Source organism: Sinorhizobium sp., assembly GCF_059070375.1.
This window is the reverse complement of the sequence record NZ_JCACWC010000004.1, coordinates 327,826-342,500: the sequence shown is the minus strand read 5'-3', so window position 1 is coordinate 342,500 and position 14,675 is coordinate 327,826. Positions and strand designations below refer to the sequence as shown.

The 14,675-nt window shown below is 63.1% G+C and carries 11 protein-coding genes; 6 read left to right on the top strand and 5 right to left on the bottom strand.

All coding sequences use genetic code 11. From position 1 onward, the window contains the following. Positions 1 to 216: 216 nt before the first annotated feature. Positions 217 to 1,164, bottom strand: coding sequence for a LysR family transcriptional regulator (locus AC5J09_RS27895; protein ID WP_494299070.1), 948 nt, complete (start codon positions 1,162 to 1,164; stop codon positions 217 to 219). A 251-nt stretch (positions 1,165 to 1,415) separates the two neighbouring features. On the opposite strand from AC5J09_RS27895, the gene AC5J09_RS27890 reads away from it, so the two are divergent. The 6 genes from AC5J09_RS27890 to AC5J09_RS27865 are packed head-to-tail and all read left to right on the top strand — an operon-like array spanning position 1,416 to position 7,647. Further along, complete coding sequence (locus tag AC5J09_RS27890) at positions 1,416 to 2,621, top strand: beta-hydroxybutyrate-binding protein (protein WP_004435262.1); 1,206 nt, start codon at positions 1,416 to 1,418, stop codon at positions 2,619 to 2,621. Between the two features lie 11 nt (positions 2,622 to 2,632). Next, the gene (locus tag AC5J09_RS27885) at positions 2,633 to 3,421 is read left to right on the top strand and encodes an ABC transporter ATP-binding protein (RefSeq protein ID WP_324762424.1); all 789 of its coding nucleotides are present in this window, start codon (positions 2,633 to 2,635) and stop codon (positions 3,419 to 3,421) included. Further along, positions 3,418 to 4,119 (top strand): ABC transporter ATP-binding protein, encoded by a 702-nt coding sequence (locus AC5J09_RS27880; RefSeq protein ID WP_100674581.1) that lies wholly within the window; start codon positions 3,418 to 3,420, stop codon positions 4,117 to 4,119. Before AC5J09_RS27885 ends, AC5J09_RS27880 begins: the two co-directional genes overlap by 4 nt. A gap of 3 nt (positions 4,120 to 4,122) precedes the next feature. Continuing rightward, the gene (locus tag AC5J09_RS27875; RefSeq protein ID WP_018099717.1) at positions 4,123 to 5,010 is read left to right on the top strand and encodes a branched-chain amino acid ABC transporter permease; all 888 of its coding nucleotides are present in this window, start codon (positions 4,123 to 4,125) and stop codon (positions 5,008 to 5,010) included. 1 nt (position 5,011) lies between these two features. Further along, positions 5,012 to 6,004 carry a branched-chain amino acid ABC transporter permease gene (locus tag AC5J09_RS27870; RefSeq protein WP_100674582.1) on the top strand — a complete coding sequence of 331 codons (993 nt, stop codon included), beginning with the start codon at positions 5,012 to 5,014 and terminating at the stop codon, positions 6,002 to 6,004. A gap of 47 nt (positions 6,005 to 6,051) precedes the next feature. Further along, positions 6,052 to 7,647: a GMC family oxidoreductase gene (locus AC5J09_RS27865; protein WP_494299069.1), complete on the top strand. Its 1,596-nt coding sequence runs from the start codon at positions 6,052 to 6,054 to the stop codon at positions 7,645 to 7,647. 148 nt (positions 7,648 to 7,795) lie between these two features. Here AC5J09_RS27865 and metH read toward each other — a convergent pair whose 3' ends face one another. The 4 genes from metH to AC5J09_RS27845 all read right to left on the bottom strand — a co-directional run bounded on the left by metH (position 7,796) and on the right by AC5J09_RS27845 (position 14,386). Further along, on the bottom strand, positions 7,796 to 11,569 hold the full coding sequence (gene metH, locus AC5J09_RS27860) for a methionine synthase (protein WP_494299067.1): 3,774 nt from the start codon (positions 11,567 to 11,569) through the stop codon (positions 7,796 to 7,798). A 178-nt stretch (positions 11,570 to 11,747) separates the two neighbouring features. Continuing rightward, a complete protein-coding gene (gene pmi / locus AC5J09_RS27855) occupies positions 11,748 to 12,911 on the bottom strand; it encodes a mannose-6-phosphate isomerase Pmi (RefSeq protein WP_494299066.1) in 1,164 nt (387 codons plus the stop codon). Between the two features lie 10 nt (positions 12,912 to 12,921). Continuing rightward, positions 12,922 to 13,416, bottom strand: coding sequence for a heme-degrading domain-containing protein (locus AC5J09_RS27850; protein ID WP_494299064.1), 495 nt, complete (start codon positions 13,414 to 13,416; stop codon positions 12,922 to 12,924). A 73-nt stretch (positions 13,417 to 13,489) separates the two neighbouring features. Continuing rightward, positions 13,490 to 14,386, bottom strand: a complete 897-nt coding sequence (locus tag AC5J09_RS27845; RefSeq protein WP_026169173.1) for an ROK family protein — start codon at positions 14,384 to 14,386, stop codon at positions 13,490 to 13,492. Between the last annotated feature and the right edge of the window lie 289 nt (positions 14,387 to 14,675).

The following is a 14,675-nucleotide window of genomic DNA, read 5'->3' as shown; positions in this document are numbered from 1 at the left end:
CGCCGCCCTCGTCAGTGATCGGGCTTATAGACCCCCACCCTCCGACACGTCAACAACGATTTTCAAAAAATCAGCAGAAAATCGTAAGTCACTGTTTTTAAAGGGTGTTTATTCCTGCGTCCGCGAACCGGGCCGGAAACCGGCAGGCTGGGCATCCATTTGGGACCCTCGCATCCGGAAAGGCCCTGCGTTTGCCTCGCCTATATGGTTAACGAGCTATTGACGTTCAAGAACCCGTCGTGGACCGGTCAATGCGAGCGCCGTCTCACGCAGGAAGCAGCCTCGGTTTTCGGCCGCGGCATCCACCAGGAAATCCCGTACGGCCCTCACCCGGGGTATCGCGATCAGATCGCGGTGGCAAATCAGCCAATAGGTCCGTTTCAGCTCGATTTCATCCGGCAACACAATCTCGAGGTTGGGTTCGTCCTGCGCCATGAAGTGCGGGAGCACGCAAAGACCTAATCCCTGGCGCACCGCCTTCAACTGGGTGAGGATGCTCGAGCTTTGGAAATGGGCGCGCAGCCCCGGCTGTATCTCGCCCAGATAATCGAGCCCCGGCGTGAAGATCATGTCGTCGATATAACCGACGAAGCGGTGGGAGCCGAGATCGCTGCGTGTGCGGATCGGCGGCTGACCGGCGAGATAGCTGCGTGCCCCATAGACATGCAGCGTATAGGGCGTCAGCACTTCGGCATGGTAAGCTCCGGCTTTCGGTGCGGCGAGCGCCACCGCGATATCGGCCTCCTTGCGCGACAACGACATGATCTGTTGGATCGCCACGAGCTCGAGCGAGATGTTCGGATAGCGCTCGGCGAACTCCCCAAGCCGGTCCGCGAGGAAGAAGTTGCCGAAACCCTCGAGCGTACTCAGCCGTACGACACCGCGTTGCGCCGTCATGCCGTCGCTGATGTCGAGCTGCAGTTGCTCCGTCTCCCGCTCCATGCGCTCGGCCGTTTCGACGAAGCGTTGGCCCATGGTCGTCAGCACGTAGCCGCGGGGGTTGCGCTCGAAGAGCTTGACCTTGAGTGCGAATTCCAGCCGGTCGATGCGGCGCGAGACGGTCGCGTGGCTCGTCCGCAGGCGTCGCGCTGCCGTCGAGAGCTGGCCCGTTCGCGCGACCGCGAGGAAGAACTGCAGATCGTCCCAGGTAAAATTCGGATTCATGTCCCTCCCCTTCTGTTCAAAAATGAACAGATGCTGTTTGCAATTTACGGGTCGACCGGCTTGCTTCCAAGCAGAATTTTCTGGATGGTAAACATCGCGGCCGACATTTGAGGAGCATGTCTGGTCAAATTTGAACAGAGCGATGTGGGGAGGCGGCCGAGGTCTCGAAAGGACACGGCTGAGCCCTATGTGTATCCGCACGGCGGCTTCGCATCGCCCTTTAGAACATAGAACCTTTGGGAGGAGGACAAATGCACAAGAAACTGATCGCCACGCTCGCAATGGTGCTCGCCGGCAGCACCGCCGCCCTTGCCGACGCATCCGACGGCAAGGTCAAGATCGGCATTCTCAACGACCAATCCGGCGTCTATGCCGATTTCGGCGGCAAATCCTCCTACGAGGCGGCGCTGATGGCCGTCGAAGACTTCGGCGGCAAAGTGCTCGGCGTCCCGGTCGAGGTGGTGACCGCCGACCATCAGAACAAGCCCGATATCGCCTCCAACATTGCGCGGCAATGGTACGACACCGAGCAGGTCGACAGCATCATGGAGCTGACCACCTCCTCCGTTGCGCTTGCCGTGCAGGCGATCTCGAAAGAAAAGAAGAAGATCGACATCGTCACCGGGGCCGCAACGACGGAGCTCACCGGCAAGCAGTGCAGCCCCTACGGCTTCCATTGGGCCTATGACACCCACTCGCTCGCGGTCGGCACCGGCGGCGCGCTGGTCAAGCAGGGCGGCGACAGCTGGTTCTTCCTGACCGCCGACTATGCCTTCGGCTATTCGCTGGAAGAAAACACCGGCAACTATGTCAAGGAGAACGGCGGCACCGTCGTCGGAGCCGTCCGCCATCCGCTTGCAACCACCGATTTTTCCTCCTTCCTGCTGCAGGCCCAGTCCTCGGGAGCCAAGGTGATCGGTCTTGCCAATGCCGGTCTCGACACCTCGAACGCCATCAAGCAGGCGGCCGAGTTCGGCATCGTCCAGGGCGGGCAACGCCTGGCGGCCCTGCTCTTCACGCTGGCCGAGGTCCACGGTCTCGGCCTCGATGCGGCGCAGGGGCTGACGCTCACCGAAGGCTTCTACTGGAACCGCGACGAGGAGAGCGCCAAGTTCGGCAAGCGCTTCATGGAGCGCACCGGCAAAATGCCTAATATGGTTCATGCCGGCACCTACTCGGCCGTCCTGCAATATCTGAAAGCGATCGAGAAGGCCGGAACCGACGAGACGGAAGCTGTCGCCAAAGAGCTGCACGCTCTTCCGGTCGACGACGTCTTTGCAAAGAACGGAACGGTCGCGCCGAACGGGCGGATGATCCACGACATGTATCTTCTCGAGGTCAAGAAGCCGGACGAGAGCAAGGAGCCCTGGGACTACTTCAAGGTTCTCGCGACCATTCCCGGCAAGGAAGCCTTCATCGACCCGGCCCAGAGCGGCTGCGAGCTCGTGAAGTCCTGACCGGCAAGACGATGACCGTCGCCATGCCTTTGGAGAATGGAGCGCCGCGGGTGGTACTGTCCGCCCGCGGGCTCCGCCGCGACTTCGGCGGCTTCACCGCCGTCAAGGACGTCGACCTCGATATCCATCATGCCCGCGTGCATGCGCTGATCGGCCCGAACGGGGCCGGCAAGACCACCGTCTTCAATCTCCTGACGAAGTTCCTGCAGCCGACCCATGGCACGATCACCCTGCTCGGCGAGGACATCACCAGGACCGCGCCCGACAAGGTCGCCCGCATGGGTCTGGTACGCTCGTTCCAGATCTCGGCGGTGTTCCCGCACCTGACCGTGCTCGACAATGTCCGCGTCGCGCTGCAACGGCCGAACCGCCTTGCGACGCAGTTCTGGAAATCCTTGTCGTCGCTCGACACTCTCAACGGCAAGGCCGAGCAGCTGATCCGTTCCGTCGGTCTCGACAAGGAGGCGAACGCCCTCGCCGCGGACCTTTCCTACGGTCGCAAGCGCGTACTCGAAATCGCCACGACGCTGGCGCTCGAGCCGAAGGTTCTGCTCCTCGACGAGCCCATGGCCGGCATGGGGCACGAGGACGTCGGCATGGTCGCCGAGATCATCCGCGAAGTGGCGCGCGAGCGCGCAGTGCTGATGGTCGAGCACAACCTCTCGGTCGTCGCGACGCTCTGCCACCACGTCACCGTCCTGCAGCGCGGCGAGATCCTCGCGGAAGGCGACTATGCGACGGTCTCGGAGGATCCGCGCGTCCGCACAGCCTATATGGGCACGGAGGAGGCCTCCAGATGAAACCGCTTCTCAAGGTGGCCGGCCTTAACGCGTGGTACGGCGAAAGCCACGTCCTGCATGGCGTCGACATGACCGTCGGCGAAGGCGAAATGGTCACGCTGCTCGGCCGCAACGGCGTCGGCAAGACGACGACCCTGCGCGCGATCATGGGGATCGTGCGCGAACGCAGAGGTGAAATCAGCTTCGCCGGCGAGGACCTCATCCACGTGCCCCTCCACCGCGTCGCCCATCGCGGCCTGGGATTCGTCCCCGAGGAGCGCGGCATCTTCTCGACGCTTACCGTCTACGAAAATCTCCTGCTGCCACCGGCGGTCGCGAAAGGCGGCATGACGATCGACGAGATTTTCGAGCTTTTTCCCAATCTGCACGAGCGCCGCAACAGCGCCGGGACCAAGCTTTCCGGCGGCGAGCAGCAGATGCTGGCGATCGCCCGCATCCTGCGGACCGGCGTCCGGATGATGCTGCTCGACGAGCCGACCGAGGGGCTTGCCCCGGTGATCGTGCAGCGCATCGGCGAGGTCCTGAAGAAGCTGAAGGAACGCGGCATCACCGTTCTCCTGGTGGAACAGAACTTCCGTTTCGCGAGCAAGGTCGCGGACCGCTTCTACCTGATGGACCATGGGCGTGTGGCCGGCGAGTTTCCGGTTTCGGAGCTTTCCGCGCGCATGGACATGCTGCATGATGTGCTCGGGGTGTAGACCATGACGATGATTTTCGGAATTCCACTCCAGGCCTTCCTCGGGCAGCTGCTGATCGGGCTCATCAACGGCTCCTTCTATGCGCTCCTGAGCCTCGGCCTCGCCATCATCTTCGGGCTCCTGCGCGTCATCAACTTCGCCCACGGCGCGCAGTATATGCTCGGCGCCTTCATGGCCTGGCTGCTGCTATCCTATTTCGGCATCGGCTATTGGCCGGCGCTCATTCTCGCGCCCCTTCTCGTCGGCCTCATCGGCGCCGTTATCGAGCGCACGATGCTGAGACGGCTCTATACGCTCGATCCGCTCTACGGCCTCCTCTTCACCTTCGGCCTGGCGCTAACCATCGAAGGCACCTTCCGCTATCTCTACGGCGCGTCCGGCCAGCCCTATGCGACGCCGGCGCTGCTGACGGGCGGAGCCAATCTCGGCTTCATGTTCCTGCCCATCTATCGCGGCTGGGTCATCGTCTTTTCGCTGGTGATCTGCCTCGGCACCTGGCTCATGATCGAGAAGACCAAGCTCGGCTCCTATCTGCGCGCCGCTACGGAAAATCCGGTCCTGGTGCAATCCTTCGGCATCAACGTGCCCTTTCTTCTGACGCTGACCTACGGGCTCGGCGCGGCGCTCGCCGCAATTGCCGGAGTTCTCGCGGCACCGATCTACCAGGTCTCGCCGCTGATGGGATCGAACATCATCATCGTCGTCTTCGCAGTGGTCGTCGTCGGCGGCATGGGCTCGATCATGGGCGCGATCGTCACCGGTTATCTGCTGGGTATCGCCGAAGGACTGACCAAGGTCTTCTATCCGGAGGCCTCCAATATCGTGATCTTCGTGATCATGGCCATCGTTCTCCTGCTGAGGCCCGCGGGTCTCTTCGGTCGGGATGCTTGATATGACGCTGACACTCGAACTCGCGAAGCAGAAGGAACGCTCGCCGGCCATCGTTCAGACGGTGTTTCTCGGCGTCGGCCTTGCCTGCCTGCTGCTTGCGCCTCTGTTCTTCTACCCCGTCTTCCTCATGAAGATCCTGTGCTTCGCGCTCTTTGCCTGCGCCTTCAATCTGCTGCTCGGCTATACCGGGCTGCTCTCCTTCGGCCATGCCGCCTTCTTCGGCGGCGCGGCCTACTTCACCGCGCATGCCGTCAAGGAATGGGGCGTGCCGCCCGAACTCGGCGTCCTCTTCGGCGTCGTCGGCGCTGCACTTCTCGGCGCGGTCGTCGGTTTCTTCGCGATCCGCCGGCAGGGCATCTACTTCGCCATGATCACGCTGGCGCTGGCCCAGATGTTCTATTTCTTCTGCCTCCAGGCCGGGTTCACCCGCGGCGAGGACGGCATCCAGTCGGTGCCCCGCGGCCATCTCCTCGGTTTCATCGATCTCTCGCAGCCGACGAACATGTATTATTTCGTGCTCGCCGTCTTCGTCATCGGCATCGCCATGATCTGGCGGATCATAAATTCGCCCTTCGGCATGATCCTGAAGTCGATCCGCGAGAACGAGACGCGCGCGATCTCGCTCGGCTACTCGGTCAGGAACTACAAACTCGCAGCCTTCGTGATGTCGGCGGCGCTTACCGGGCTTGCCGGCGGTCTGAAGGCACTCGTCTTCCAGTTCGCGACGCTGACCGACGTCAGCTGGCAGATGTCCGGTGAGGTCATCCTGATGACGCTTCTCGGCGGCATCGGAACGCTGATCGGGCCGCTCTTCGGCGCGGGTCTCGTCGTGACGCTGCAGAACTATCTGGCGACATCGGAATTTCCGGTCACGATCATAACCGGCATCGTCTTCATGGTCTGCGTGCTTCTGTTCCGCCGCGGCATCGTCGGCGAGTTCTACAACTCCCGGCTCGGCCGCAGGCTCGGCTTCGAGCATCGACACAAGCATTGACCATGCATCGGTCCGAACCACGTCGGGCCTCGACATAGAGAAAACCAATGGACACGTTCGACTTCATCATCGTCGGAGCGGGCAGCGCCGGCTGCGTGCTCGCCAACCGCCTGTCGGAAAACCCGGACCACCGCGTGCTGTTGCTCGAGGCCGGCGGCAGCGACAATTATCACTGGATCCACATTCCGGTCGGCTATCTCTATTGCATCAACAATCCGCGCACCGACTGGTGCTTCACCACGGCGGCGGAGGAGGGCCTCAACGGCCGGTCTCTCGGTTACCCGCGCGGCAAGGTGCTCGGCGGCTGCTCCTCGATCAACGGCATGATCTACATGCGCGGGCAGGCGCGAGATTACGACCTCTGGCGCCAGCTCGGCTGCCCCGGCTGGAGTTGGAACGACGTGCTGCCGTTCTTCAGGAAATCCGAGGACCATTATCGCGGCGCCGACGACATGCACGGCGCAAGCGGCGAATGGCGGGTCGAGAAAGCGCGCGTCCGTTGGGCGGTGCTCGACGCCTTCCAGAAGGCTGCGACCGAAGCGGGCATTCCGGAGACCGACGACTTCAACCGCGGCAACAACGAGGGCTCCGGTTATTTCGACGTCAACCAGCGGTCCGGCATCCGCTGGAATACAGCCAAGGCCTTCCTGAAACCTGCCAGGAACCGGCGGAACCTTACGATCCTGACGAAAGCCCATGTCCGCCGGCTCATTCTCGAAGACGGCCGCATCGCCGGCGTCGAGTTCCAGCATGACGGAATCACGAAAAGCGCCCGGGCACGCCGTGAAACCGTGCTTTCGGCCGGGGCGATCGGCTCGCCGCATATCCTCGAACTCTCCGGAATCGGCCGGCCTGACGTGCTGCGCGAAAACGGCATCGAGGTCCGCCACGAGCTGCCCGGTGTCGGCGAAAACCTGCAGGACCATCTGCAATTGCGTCTCGCCTACAAGGTGACCGGCGTCCCGACGCTCAATGAAAAGGCGACTTCACTTTTCGGCAAGGCCGCGATCGGCCTCGAATACCTTGTCCGCCGCTCCGGCCCGATGGCCATGGCGCCGAGCCAGCTCGGTATCTTCACGCGATCGGGCCCGGAGAAGGAAACGCCGGACCTGCAGTATCACGTACAACCGGTGACGCTCGAAAAATTCGGCGAGCCGGTACACCCCTTTCCCGCCATCACCGCGAGCGTCTGCAATCTGCGGCCGGAAAGCCGCGGTTCCGTCCATCTGAAAGGCCCGGATTTCGCCGCGGCGCCGGACATCCGCCCGCGCTACCTGACGGCTGAGGCCGACCGGGAGGTGGCCGTGAAGTCGATCCGGCTCACCCGCCGCATCGTCGCGCAGCCCGCTTTCGCCCGCTACAATCCCGTCGAGTTCAAGCCCGGGTCGAACTGCGAGACGGACGAGGAGCTGAAACGCGCGGCAGGCGACATCGGCACGACGATCTTCCATCCCGTCGGTACCTGCCGCATGGGTGGCGACCCCGATAGCGTCGTGGATCCCGAGTTGCGGCTGCGCGGCATTGCCGGCCTGCGCATCGCCGATGCCTCGATCATGCCGACGATCACCTCCGGCAACACCAATTCTCCGACGATCATGATCGCCGAGAAGGCGGCTCAGATGATACTGGCCGTGGGCCGCTAGAGCACTTCCAGGAAAAGTGTGTAACGGCTTTCCGTCCGGAAGTGCGTTGAATCAAATGGTTGGAGCATTTCAGCGTTTCCTTGAAACCTTGAAATGCTTTAGCCAACACCTGAAAACGACGCACGTCCGGACGGATGAATTCTGCGGCCTACTCCGCCGCTTCCGTCTCCGGCATCGGCACGTAATTGAGGATCGGCGACAACCAGCGCTCGACATCGCGGACGCTCATGCGCTTGCGATCGGCATAGTCCTCCACCTGATCGCGCTCGATCTTTGCGACACCGAAGTAATAGGAATCGGGGTGGCCGACATAGAGGCCCGATACCGAAGAACCCGGCCACATCGCAAAACTTTCGGTGAGCCTGACGCCGATAGCGGCTTCCGCATCCAGGAGCCGGAAAAGCGTCTCCTTCTCCGTGTGGTCGGGCTGCGCCGGGTAGCCGGGCGCAGGGCGGATGCCCGCATAGGGTTCGGCGATCAGTTCCTGCGGCGTGAAGGCTTCGTCCGGAGCATAGCCCCAAAGCTCCTTGCGGACATATTCATGCATGCGCTCGGCAAAGGCCTCTGCGAAGCGGTCCGCAAGCGCCTTGACCATGATCGAGGAATAGTCGTCGTTCGCCCGCTCGAAGCGTTCGGCGATCGCCACCTCCTCGATGCCGGCCGTCACCACGAAACCGCCGACATAGTCCCGCTTGCCGCTCGCCGCCGGTGCGACGAAGTCGGCAAGGGCGACATTCGGCCGGCCGTCACGCTTCACCATTTGCTGGCGAAGCGTGAAGAAGGTGGCAAGCTCGGCTTCGCGCACCTCGTCGGTAAAGAGGCGGACGTCGTCGCCCATGCCGGCGGCCGGCCAGAAGCCGATCACGGCCTTCGGGGCGAACCATGCTTCGGCCACGATCTTTTCGACCATCGCCTGCGCATCCTCGAACAGCTGGCGAGCGGCAGCCCCCTGGCGCTCGTCATCGAGAATCTTCGGGAACACCCCCTTCAACTCCCAGGTCTGGAAAAACGGCGTCCAGTCGATATAGCGGGCCAGTTCGGCGAGGTCCCAGCCCTCGAAAATACGCGTGCCGAGGAAGGACGGCACCTTTGGCTGGTGAGCGTCCCAGTCGATCCGAAGGGCATTCGCCCGCGCTTGCGAAAGCGGCAGACGGCGCTTCTCGGCTTCGTTGCGGGCATGTGCGTCGGCAACCTTGAGATACTCCGCGCGGACCGTCTTCTTGTAGGAGTCGCGGACTTCCGGCGAGAGCAGGCTCGACACGACGCCGACCGCGCGGCTGGCGTCGGTGACATAGACCGTCTGGCCGAGGCTGTAACGCGGATTGATTTTCACCGCCGTGTGCACGCGGCTGGTCGTCGCCCCGCCGATCAGCAGCGGGACATCGAAGCCCTCCCGTTCGAGCTCGGAAGCGACATGTGCCATCTCGTCCAGCGACGGCGTGATGAGGCCGGAAAGACCGACGATGTCGACCTTCTGTTCGCGCGCCACTTCGAGGATCTTAGCCGAGGGCACCATGACGCCGAGGTCGATGATCTCGTAATTGTTGCAGGCGAGCACGACGCCGACGATGTTCTTGCCAATGTCGTGCACGTCGCCCTTGACGGTCGCCATCAGGATCTTGCCGGCACTCTCGCGCGCCTCGCCGCCGCCATTGGCGCGCTTCTCTTCCTCCATATGGGGGAGCAGCACCGCAACGGCCTGCTTCATCACCCGGGCGGACTTGACCACCTGCGGCAGGAACATCTTGCCGGAACCGAAGAGATCGCCCACGACGTTCATCCCGGCCATCAGCGGCCCTTCGATGACATGCAGCGGCCGCTCGGCGGCAAGCCTGGCTTCTTCCGTATCGGCTTCGATGAATTCGGTAATTCCGTTGACGAGCGCATGTTCGAGCCGCTTCTCCACCGGCCATTCGCGCCAGGAAAGGTCCTTCTCCCTGCCCTGGCTCCCGCCCTTCCCGCGATAGCGCTCGGCGATCTCCAGGAGGCGCTCGGTCGAATCGGCCCGGCGGTTGAGCACCACGTCCTCGCAGGCTTCGCGCAGCTCCGGGTCGATCGCGTCATAGACGGCAAGCTGTCCGGCATTGACGATGCCCATGTCCATGCCGGCCTGGATCGCGTGATAAAGGAAGATGGCGTGCATCGCCTCGCGCACCGGTTCGTTGCCGCGGAAGGAGAAGGAGAGGTTCGACACGCCGCCGGAGACGTGGACATGCGGCAGTGTCGCGATGATCTCTTGCGTCGCCTCGATGAAGTCGACGCCGTAATTGTTATGCTCCTCGATGCCGGTCGCGACCGCGAAGATATTCGGGTCGAAGATGATGTCCTCCGGGGGAAAGCCAACCTCTTGTGTCAGCAGCCGATAGGCCCGCCGGCAGATTTCCACCTTGCGGGTCTTCCTATCGGCCTGGCCCTTCTCGTCGAAGGCCATCACCACGACGGCGGCGCCATAGGCGCGCACGAGGCGCGCATGGTGCAGGAAAGCCTCCTCGCCCTCCTTGAGCGAGATGGAATTCACCAGCGCCTTGCCCTGAACGCATTTGAGCCCGGCTTCGATCACCTCCCATTTGGACGAATCGATCATTACCGGTACGCGGGCGATATCCGGCTCGGAGGCGACGAGGTTCAGGAACTCGACCATCGCGCCCTTCGAATCGATCAGGCCTTCGTCCATGTTGACGTCGATGATCTGGGCGCCGTTCGCCACCTGATCGCGCGCCACATCGAGTGCGGCGGCGTAGTCCGCGGCCGTGATCAGCTTGCGAAACTTCGCCGAGCCGGTGACGTTGGTGCGTTCTCCGACGTTGACGAAGGGGATCTCGTCGGTAAGCGTGAAGGGTTCGAGGCCGGAAAGCCGCATGCGGCGATCGATCTCGGGCACCCGGCGCGGTGGATATTTGGCAACCGCTTCGGCGATGGCGCGGATATGGGCCGGCGTGGAACCGCAGCAGCCGCCGACGATGTTGACGAGGCCATCGCGGGCGAAGCCCTCGACCTGCGACGCCATCTGCTCGGGGCTTTCATCATAGCGGCCGAACTCGTTCGGCAGGCCCGCATTCGGATAGGCGCAGACGAGCGTGTCGGCGACCGCCGAGAGCTCGTCTATATGGGCCCGCATCGCATTGGCGCCGAGCGCGCAGTTGAGCCCGATCGTAAACGGCTCCGCATGGCGCACCGAATACCAGAAGGCCGTGGGCGTCTGGCCTGAGAGGGTACGGCCGGAGAGATCGGTGATCGTTCCGGAGATCATCACCGGCAGGCGGACCCCCTTTTCGGCAAAGACTTCCTGCGTGGCGAAGATCGCCGCCTTGGCATTCAGCGTATCGAAGATCGTCTCGATTAGGATGATGTCGGCACCGCCGTCGATGAGGCCCCGCACCTGCTCGGCATAGGCGAGCCTCAGATCGTCGAAGCTGACGGCCCGATAGCCGGGATTATTGACGTCCGGCGAGATAGACGCGGTGCGGTTGGTGGGGCCGAGCGCGCCTGCCACGAAGCGCCGCCGGCCATCCTCCGCCTCGGCCCGCTTCGCCGCCCGCCGCGCCAGCCGCGCGCCGTCGCGATTGAGATCGTAGACCATGTCCTCCATGCCGTAATCGGCCTGGGCGATCCGCGTCGAGGAGAAGGTGTTGGTTTCGAGGATATCAGCGCCGGCGATGGCGTAGTGGTAATGAATGTCCTCGATCGCCTTCGGCTGAGTGAGCGTCAGGAGGTCGTTGTTGCCCTGCTGATGGCAGGCGCACCCACCGAAGCGTTCGCCGCGGAAGTGATCCTCCACGAAACCGAGCTGCTGGATCTCCGTTCCCATGGCGCCATCCATGATGAGGATGCGTTCAGCCGCCGCCTGGGCGAGCTGCCGGAAAATTTCCGAACCATCCGGCTTGGGCGAGACGTTTCCAAAGAGGGCGTCGGCGGCGGACATGGGAGATCTCCCGTTCTGAAAACGACAAAGAATTATCGATTTACTCACATAAACATATCTTTATGTCAACATACGTGACGGTCACAACTGCGGATGGGTGAATAAAAAGCGGCCCGCCGCGGGTGCGGGGGCCGATAAGAGAGCGGGATGAGGAGAAGTGTGTGCGGTCTTCCGCCGGTCACATCCGCTTGAGGCAATCTTCCAGTTCATAGATCGCGCAAAGAATATGATAGAAGGTGCTTGCTGGCGCCGGTTCTTCGACGAAGGTGCCATCCGCCTTCTGCTTGTCGCGCCAGAGGCCGCGGACAGGCACGTCCAGAAAGCGCTGCAGCGCCCCCATGGCGCGTCCAGCAGAAGCCAGATAACGCTCTTTCTCCGCACCTTCCGTCAACGCCGCAAATCGGATCGCCGCCTTCAGCCACTCCGTCTGCGGCCAAAGCCGCGCTGTCCGATCGGCAACGGAGAAATCGTCGAGGAGCGTCATGACGATCACGTCCCGCTCGGGGCATGTTCCATATTTCTCGCCGATATCGAAAAGCCGCCGCGCCTCGACGATCGCCTGCGCATTGCCGCGCCGTTCCGCCCAGCGCAGGAGCAGCCATGCCCATTCGAAATGGTGCCCCGGCTCGACGATACGGCCCTTTTCACCGGGGAACGGCGCCCAGTCGTGGTCGAAGAATTCACGCAGCGCCCCGCTCTCGGCGTCGATGAACCGGTCCATGGCCAGATGCGCAATCTCGTCGGCGAGATTGGCCCAGGCGACGCGGTCGAATCCCTCCGCCTCCTCGCTTGCGAGGCAGGCTTCGAAGAGATGCATGTGCGGATTGGAGCCGAGCGGCAGGCGCGGCGGCTCGTCCTCCTCGAAGCCGGCGAGCGGATGCTTGCAACGGGCTTCGAGCTGCCGCCTGAGTTTGTCGCTGCGCCCCACCATCTCGGCTCCGCGCTCCGGCAGGACTTCCGCCAGATGGGCGAAGGCAAGCAAGGCAAAAGCCTGGTTGTAGAGGTCGAAGGAAGCGTCGATGAGCTTGCCGTCGGCATTCGCCAGCGCCCCGTAAAAGCCGCCAGGCTGTCCGTAGACGCGATCGAAATAAAGAAGGCCGCCTTCGGCGGCGGTGCGCCAGTCTCCATTCCAGCCACGCCGGCCGGCCGCGGCGAAGCAGTAGACCTGCCGGGGCTGCACGCGGGAGCGGCGGTCGGCCCGCGTCGGTTCGCCTTTCATGTCGATCGTCTCGACGAAGCCGCCACCCTCCCCGTCGAAGCCTTTCTGCCGCCAGAGCGGCAAGGCAGCATCGTTCAGCCAGCCCGCGAGTTCGCCTGCCTGGAGATGAATATCCATGCCCATCCGCTCTCCGTCAGCTTTCCAGCTTCAGCGGGTCGTGATCCGCGCCGAGAAGTTCTGCCAGCGCCTCGACCACGAGGTTATGGTCCTCCCGCTGCGGCAGGCCGGAAACGGTGACGGCGCCGATGCAGCCCGTTCCCTTGACGACGATCGGGAAGCTGCCGCCATGGGCGGCAAACTCGGCATCCGGCAGGCCGAGCTTCGCCTGCAAATTCGTTTGCTGCTTGAGGAGGCTGAGCCCGGTGGCGTAGCTGCTCTTGAACAGGCGGAACACCGTGTTGCGCTTGCGGCGCACCCAGTTCGGATTGTCCGGCGTCGCCCCATCGAGGGCCGCATAGAAGACCTGCATGGAAAAGAGCGTGATGTCGATGACGCAGCCGAGCTTGCGTTCCGCGGCCATCCGGCGAAGCGTTGCGCCCAGCTTCCAGGCCGTCTCGAGATCGAAGCGCTCGAACTGCAATTGCTGCTCCTGCAGCGCAATCCGGCGCAGATCATTGTCTATGTTCATAATGCCTCCGCTTGGTCAGTGGTCGAACTGGACGAGTGCGATGCGCGATCCTGCAAAATTCCCCGCCTGGCAATTAATCCTTCCAGAGCCAGGCGGCGCCGCGCACGCCGGAACTGTCGCCGTGCACCGCCTTGCGGATCGGCGTCTCGAAACTGTCGCCGAAGAGATATCTGGTGATCGATGCCGGCAACTCGCCGTAAATCTCGTCGACATTGGACATGCCGCCGCCGAGTACGAAGACGTCGGGATCGACGATGTTGGTCAACAGCGCGAGGCTGCGGGCCAGCCGGTCGACGAAGCGCTCGTAGACACCGATTGCCACCGGATCGCCCGCGCGCTTCGCCTCGATGATGTCCCGCCCGCGCCGGTCCGTCCCGGTCGTCATGCGGTAGTCGAGTTCCAGCCCGGTGCCGCAGGCATACATGTCGAGGCAACCGAGCTTGCCGCACCAGCACCTGTGCCCCGGATATTCGTCCTTCGTCATCCAGGGCAGCGGATAATGGCCGATCTCGGCCGCGACGCCCTGGTAGCCGGCGTGAACTTTCTTGCCGATCGCCAGACCCCCGCCATGGCCCGTACCGACGATCACGCCGAAGACGACGCCCGCGTCCTTGCCCGCCCCGTCGACGGCTTCGGAGACCGCAAGGCAATTGGCGTCGTTGGCCAGGCGCACCTCACGTCCGAGCGCAGCCGCAAGATCCCGCCCGAGCGGCTTGCCGTTGATGAGCACCGCATTGGAATTGCGCACGATGCCGGTGCGCGGATTGGGACTGCCGGGTATGCCGATGCCGATCGAGCCGCGCTCGCCGGCGGTGCTTTCGGCCGAGGCGACGAGCTCTACGACGGCACGGACACAATCCTCATAGCCGCTGGTGGGTGTCGGGACACGATGGCGGGCACGCGTCTCGCCGTCGCGATCGAGCGCGATGACCTCCATTTTCGTGCCGCCCCAGTCAATTCCGATAAACATATATCTGGTCTTTGGGATAAAGATCGTTGGCGAGGAACGCGGCAGCCTCTCCTCCGGCGCCGCGGGCCTTGCTTAGCATCCACCGTATCGGGGACGCTAGTGGGATGAGGAAAACTGTGTGCGGTTTGCCGCCCGCGTCCCGCTCAAACGACTTGAATCGATCACGTTCATGATTTTGGGTCGACGCGGCCTCAATTCATCGGGATCTGGCCCCCATCTTCGGGAGCGCCTGCAAATCGGCTGCGATCGCCGAAAAACACTTGGCGAAAGAGCCTCGCTTTTGTATGGG

Coding starts and splice junctions, on each gene's coding strand:
- AC5J09_RS27895 (WP_494299070.1), bottom strand. CDS start 1,164: ATGAATCCGAATTTTACCTGGGACGATCTGCAGTTCTTCCTCGCGGTC.
- AC5J09_RS27890 (WP_004435262.1), top strand. CDS start 1,416: ATGCACAAGAAACTGATCGCCACGCTCGCAATGGTGCTCGCCGGCAGC.
- AC5J09_RS27885 (WP_324762424.1), top strand. CDS start 2,633: ATGACCGTCGCCATGCCTTTGGAGAATGGAGCGCCGCGGGTGGTACTG.
- AC5J09_RS27880 (WP_100674581.1), top strand. CDS start 3,418: ATGAAACCGCTTCTCAAGGTGGCCGGCCTTAACGCGTGGTACGGCGAA.
- AC5J09_RS27875 (WP_018099717.1), top strand. CDS start 4,123: ATGACGATGATTTTCGGAATTCCACTCCAGGCCTTCCTCGGGCAGCTG.
- AC5J09_RS27870 (WP_100674582.1), top strand. CDS start 5,012: ATGACGCTGACACTCGAACTCGCGAAGCAGAAGGAACGCTCGCCGGCC.
- AC5J09_RS27865 (WP_494299069.1), top strand. CDS start 6,052: ATGGACACGTTCGACTTCATCATCGTCGGAGCGGGCAGCGCCGGCTGC.
- metH (WP_494299067.1), bottom strand. CDS start 11,569: ATGTCCGCCGCCGACGCCCTCTTTGGAAACGTCTCGCCCAAGCCGGAT.
- pmi (WP_494299066.1), bottom strand. CDS start 12,911: ATGGGCATGGATATTCATCTCCAGGCAGGCGAACTCGCGGGCTGGCTG.
- AC5J09_RS27850 (WP_494299064.1), bottom strand. CDS start 13,416: ATGAACATAGACAATGATCTGCGCCGGATTGCGCTGCAGGAGCAGCAA.
- AC5J09_RS27845 (WP_026169173.1), bottom strand. CDS start 14,386: ATGTTTATCGGAATTGACTGGGGCGGCACGAAAATGGAGGTCATCGCG.